This window comes from Okeania sp., from assembly GCF_983059655.1.
Map to the genome: position 1 here is coordinate 296 of NZ_CEZPJD010000518.1, position 5,387 is coordinate 5,682.

A 5,387-nucleotide genomic window follows, 5' to 3' on the forward strand; every position below is an offset into this window, starting at 1 on the left:
ATGGATGGTGCTAGACTGTTTTATGGATGGTGCTAGACTGTTTTATGGATGGTGCTAGACTGTTTTATGGATGGTGCGTTACGCTGTCGCTAACGCACCCTACTGGACTACTGGACTAGCAGATAAAACCACTGTAGTAATATTTTATGAAATTGGTATTATTGGTGTTGGGTTTATCCTAACGGATAAGCTGGCGCTAACGTCCCTCAACCCAACCTACTTCTAACTGAGAGAGAAAGTCAGTAGTTTGCATAGTTGGATGTTATATACAGTTGCGGGAATTGGGTATTGAGGCAAACTAAGTGTCCGTAGGGTGAGCAAAGATTCGATCGCAGAAACTTGCAATAAATCAAATAGTATTTGCTCACCTGAATTTTTGACTGTAGCTTCCGATATGAATATTTGCGAGCATCCTGCTCGCACTATTTATTTTCCAATTACAACCTAAATGTTGCAGTTACAATTTGCTTCTCCTTCATCAGAATAAGGATTTGGAAAAAACTCTAATTCTTTCACTTTATCTCTGAGGTTGCTATTAGTTACCCCGACATCATATTCAACATTAACTAACCGATTTTGTAGAGCGATAACTTTTTCCTCTAGGTCTTCTATTCTGCTGAATAATTCTGAGATTTTTTTACTGTCTATAAATTGCTGCATTTTGTTTGAGTTATGTTCAAAATTCATCTTGAGTTCTTGAGAAAAACCTTGCTGGTTTGTATTAGCAAGGTTTGGTAAATAAATAGATATTTTTTACGCCGAAATATTAGGTCTCCACTGATTTCGGATAGCTTGGACCAGCATTCCTTCTGGGTTGCGTAGGGTCTTTCCCCGACGGCTATATGCTGCAACAACTGCCATAGCATCTCGCACTACTTCAGCGTTGGTGTTCAAAATCAATTCTGTCAACCAGTGATTAATCTGAAATCCTGCCTTTTCCACTTCTTGCAAAATGTCATTTGTCTGAACATTGACAGGCGGTTGTGAAGTTTCTGGCATCTTGTGGTCATTTTCCACAACTTGGAGCAGACGGTCTAGCAATTCTGGCCCATAAGAATCAGCAAATTCTTTTGCCGCTCGGATTTCATCTCCGAGAGTTTGTCTGTTATTTTGGGAATTTCGTTTCATAATTGAAGTAACGTTAATTTTCAGCTTCCCGATTCGTCTCTATGGCGGAGTTGGGAGTTTTTTTATTTGGCAGTTGGCCATTGTTTTCACAACTTTTATCATAGAGTAGAAAAAATCGGGTATCTATTTAACTGTATCGCTTGCAAAATAAAGTGTCTAGTCGTGCTACTATGACTTAAGATGCGTATTAAATTATGAATTTCGGAAGCACTTTCACTCTGTTTTACTGTGCATATTAAATATGTTTTACTGTGCGTACAAAATATGTTTTCCGAAAACATACATCATTATGATTTAGGGTGCTTATAAAAGTAATCAACAATTAAAAAAATAGTTGTAATGGAGAATAGATTTAAAAAAATCTCATTGAAATGCATCAGTACATTTGAAGTGGCTTATTGGAGCTTTCAAAAATGATAATAAAACTTTACAAATTATGATTTTGTCCCAAAAAATTGCTTTCGACTTAATTAACTGCCATGCCCAAAAATGCCAAACGCCGAAATCCAAAATCCAACGAAAACTGGAAACCTCACCCAGATGACAAGAACGCAATATTTGTTAGTCGTGCGCTAGATGATTATGGTTTAAATCTTTACGAGTTCAGAATATTAGCTCATGTATCCCGTAGAGAAGGGCCAAAGCATGGGTGTTACGCAAGCCAGAAAAAAATGGCTGAGTCTTGTGGGATGAGCCAAAGGATGGTTTTAGAAGTTCTCAAGGTGCTATGTGAGGCGGGTATTTTGCGAAAGGAAAAATCCCCCACTAGACGCACCAATATTTATCGCCTTAATCCTGGCAGCAAATGGAAACACCCCAGGGAACTAGAAAATATTCGCCAGAGGGCCAAATCTCCTAAGAATAGCAAATCCCAACAGGAAAGCGAACAAGTTAATGAGTATGAAAATCTGGAATTAGAGAGTAGATCGGAAAATAATATATTTGCTGAAGAGGAATCATTTCCCGACCCTTGGGAATAATTGATTTATCTACTCAACCACACTTAATCTGGCTAATCTACTTACAGTATTTTTGTCAGATTTATTTCATTTAACAAAGTAATTACCTCATAAGTTTTTTATAGCCAAACTACCTATAAAAATAACTTATTCATCATAAATAAATCCTATTTTTAGAGAGTATGGAAGAGGATGATTTTCCAACTAAAATTATTAAAGGAATTAGAAGCGGAAAACGAAGTTAAAAAAATTGATCTAATTATATATAATTAGATATTTATTGTGATATAATCGCGTTGTGTTTAATTTATGACAGGAGGTAACCCCTCGCTGACAATGAAATCCTTTAAAACTAAGTTAAAACTTAACAATCAACAAAAAACAATACTTGCCAAACACGCAGGAGTAGCTCGTCATGCTTATAACTGGGGATTAGCAACTTGCATTACTGAGTACGAAGAAACTAAAAAACGCCCAAGTGCAATTACCTTGCATAAACGTTTAGTAGCCGAAGTCAAATCAATTAATCCCTGGTACTATGAGGTATCTAAGTGTGCCCCACAACAAGCATTAAGGGATTTAGAGAGGGCATTTAAAAACTTTCTAACTATTCCGAGCCGTGGATTCCCAAAATTTAAGAAAAAAGGTAGAAAAGACAGCTTTTACTTAGAAGGAAGTATTAAGATTTTCCAAGGAAACTACATACAATTACCCAGAATAGGAGTAGTAAAAACTTATGAAATCTTACCCTCTTACAGAGTAAAAAACGTTACCATCTCAAAAAAAGCAGATAGTTGGTACATCAGTTTTAAGTACAATTTTGAACCATATCCAACAGAAAAAGTAGGAGAAACTATAGGTGTAGACATAGGCATAAATACATTAGCAACCTGTTCTGATGGCAGTAAATTTGCTAATGTCAAAGCCTACAGGAAAAACAAAAAACAATTAGTTCGTCATCAACGTGCAGTCAGCAAAAAAGTTATTGGTTCCAGAAACCGACTCAAAGCAGTAAAAAAATTAGCAAAACTTCATCAGAAAGTCGCCGATATCAGAGCAGATGCTCTACATAAACTCACGACATGGTTAGCTAAAAACCACAGCACCATAGTAATTGAGGATTTGAATGTAAGTGGAATGCTCAAAAACCATAAACTAGCAAGTGCCATAGCAGACTGTGGATTTTATGAATTTAAACGTCAACTTACATACAAATGTGAATGGTACGGCAGTGAATTAGTAATAGCGGATAGATTTTATCCAAGTTCTCAAATATGTTCAAACTGTGGGCATCAACAGAAAATGCCGTTACACTTGAGAACTTATGAGTGTAGTGAATGCGGTTTTCAAGCTGATAGAGATTTTAACGCTGCTATCAACCTGAAAAACTATGTGTATCAGTAGCTTGAGTTTCAAGCGAATTTAAGCCTGTGGAGAAGATAAGTTGCAGACTGCGGTCAGTGGTCTTCTGGGAAACAGGAAGCTAGCTCCAAAACCTATGCAGTCGTGTATTGGTAAGTTTGGGTAAGTTTAGTAGAACTGGTAATAGAGCATTAACTACATCCTCCGAAAATTGAAATCCTTTTTTAACAGCAACATTTGCCAAAGAACCTGCAATTGGTGCTGCAATTTTGGCAATTGAAAATAAATCCATAATTTCACCCGTACATAATATAAGGTCCAGTGCGTTAATGAAATGTAATGCACCTTAATTTATTATGCCAAATGTTTCGGTGCGTTACGCTTTGCTAACACACCCTACTGGACTGTTTTATTAATAAATTAAAATCCTTTTTTAACAGCAATATTTAGCAAAGACCCTGCGACTGGTGCTGCTATTTTGGCAATTGAAAATAAATCCATAATTTCACCCGTACATAATATAAGGCCTAGTAGGGTGCGTTAATGAAATGTAACGCACCTTAATTTTTGAATTTTAACCACTGCATCATAATCATTCTGCACTCTATTTTCATAATTAACCCTCGCTTCTGCCTCTTTATCTCCATAGAAAAAATTCAAAAGTGCAAACCTTAAACCAGATGTTACCGGAGTAGCTTCGTGCATCAAAGAAGAAGAAAAAATTACCGCACTACCAGTATCAGGTTTATAATAATGAGGTCCGTATTCTGGAAATCTTAAAAATCCTCCCTCATATTCACCCACATTCAAATTTAATGTCATTGCAAATATTCGATGTATTGTACCCGGCGTAGTATTATCTCGATGTGCATTAAAAAAACCACCAAGACTGCCATCATAACGAGCTATTCTATACCTTTCTTCTCTAGTAACATTAAAATTAAAAGCTTTTTTAATCTCTGGAAATATCCTTGACCTCATAATTTGATTTAAACTGGCAATAATTTCCTCATCTTTCACAAAATGGTCTCTTCTAATCTTATGAGCGTGGTCAATATATCCCACAGTTTTCTCACCTTTTTTACGCATAAAACCTGATTCATCATTACCTTTTGTATGCCAAATATCAATCAAGTAATTACAATATTCTAGAGGAAAAACATTAGGAATTAGCAGTACTGGAGCCTGCATCTGAATATGACGAGGTTCCTCTTTAGGCAGTATATCTTTAATGTCTTTTAATATTGCTTCAATACTACTTGATAAATATCTGAGATGATAAATTTTAACTATTTTTTGGTTAGGATCGAGTAAAAAAGCTACCCGGCTATATTGCATAGTTTCCTGGTCATTATCTCCAGGAAAACAAACACCATACTGACGACTGATTTTATTATTAGAATCTGACAGTAATGGAAAAGGAATATTATATTCTCTGGCAAATTTTTGACGAACTGCTGATGAGTCAGAACTAATTAGATGAACTTGTAAATTAAATTTATTAAAAGTAGGTATTAAGTCTCTAAATGCACAAGCTATCTCTTGACAAGCAGGAATTTCATCAGAGGCATAAAAAATTAGAATTGATGGCTTACCAGCTTTATCTCTTAAATATAATAATTCTCCTGACTGATCTGGTAAAATAAAAGGAGGAGCAGGATCTCCTAAACTTAATGTTTTTGTAGATGTAATCATTTTTTCAGTTATTAGTTACAGCAGATTCTAATATTAATAATTAAATGTTATTAGTGCAAGCATCTTGCTCGCGCGTGTGTACCTCACTGAGATGAACAGGAACGCATAACTACTATATTAATGTTTACCGCTGACTGCTGACTGCTGAACGCTGATAGCTATATTAACAAATAGGTTGCTTCCCTGGTTTCACTGCATGAATATACTCACTTCCAGAATTAGGCCAGCCGCGACGATAAGCTG

The 5,387-nt window shown here is 35.8% G+C and carries 6 protein-coding genes; 2 read left to right on the forward strand and 4 right to left on the reverse strand.

Going from position 1 to position 5,387, the window contains the following annotated elements; all coding sequences use genetic code 11:
- Nucleotides 1–444: 444 nt before the first annotated feature.
- Nucleotides 445–660, reverse strand: coding sequence for a hypothetical protein (locus tag AC3DU7_RS23200; protein WP_488041661.1), 216 nt, complete (start codon nt 658–660; stop codon nt 445–447).
- A 93-nt stretch (nt 661–753) separates the two neighbouring features.
- A complete protein-coding gene (locus AC3DU7_RS23205) occupies nt 754–1,128 on the reverse strand; it encodes a hypothetical protein (RefSeq protein ID WP_488041662.1) in 375 nt (124 codons plus the stop codon).
- A gap of 479 nt (nt 1,129–1,607) precedes the next feature.
- On the opposite strand from AC3DU7_RS23205, the gene AC3DU7_RS23210 reads away from it, so the two are divergent.
- Both AC3DU7_RS23210 and AC3DU7_RS23215 read left to right on the forward strand, forming a co-directional pair.
- On the forward strand, nt 1,608–2,108 hold the full coding sequence (locus AC3DU7_RS23210; protein ID WP_488041663.1) for a helix-turn-helix domain-containing protein: 501 nt from the start codon (nt 1,608–1,610) through the stop codon (nt 2,106–2,108).
- 315 nt (nt 2,109–2,423) lie between these two features.
- Nucleotides 2,424–3,491: an RNA-guided endonuclease InsQ/TnpB family protein gene (locus tag AC3DU7_RS23215; protein ID WP_488041664.1), complete on the forward strand. Its 1,068-nt coding sequence runs from the start codon at nt 2,424–2,426 to the stop codon at nt 3,489–3,491.
- Between the two features lie 79 nt (nt 3,492–3,570).
- On the opposite strand, the gene AC3DU7_RS23220 is transcribed toward AC3DU7_RS23215, so the two are convergent.
- Nucleotides 3,571–3,741 carry a hypothetical protein gene (locus tag AC3DU7_RS23220; RefSeq protein WP_488041665.1) on the reverse strand — a complete coding sequence of 57 codons (171 nt, stop codon included), beginning with the start codon at nt 3,739–3,741 and terminating at the stop codon, nt 3,571–3,573.
- A gap of 248 nt (nt 3,742–3,989) precedes the next feature.
- Nucleotides 3,990–5,144, reverse strand: a complete 1,155-nt coding sequence (locus AC3DU7_RS23225) for a redoxin domain-containing protein (RefSeq protein WP_488041666.1) — start codon at nt 5,142–5,144, stop codon at nt 3,990–3,992.
- Nucleotides 5,145–5,387: the final 243 nt, after the last annotated feature.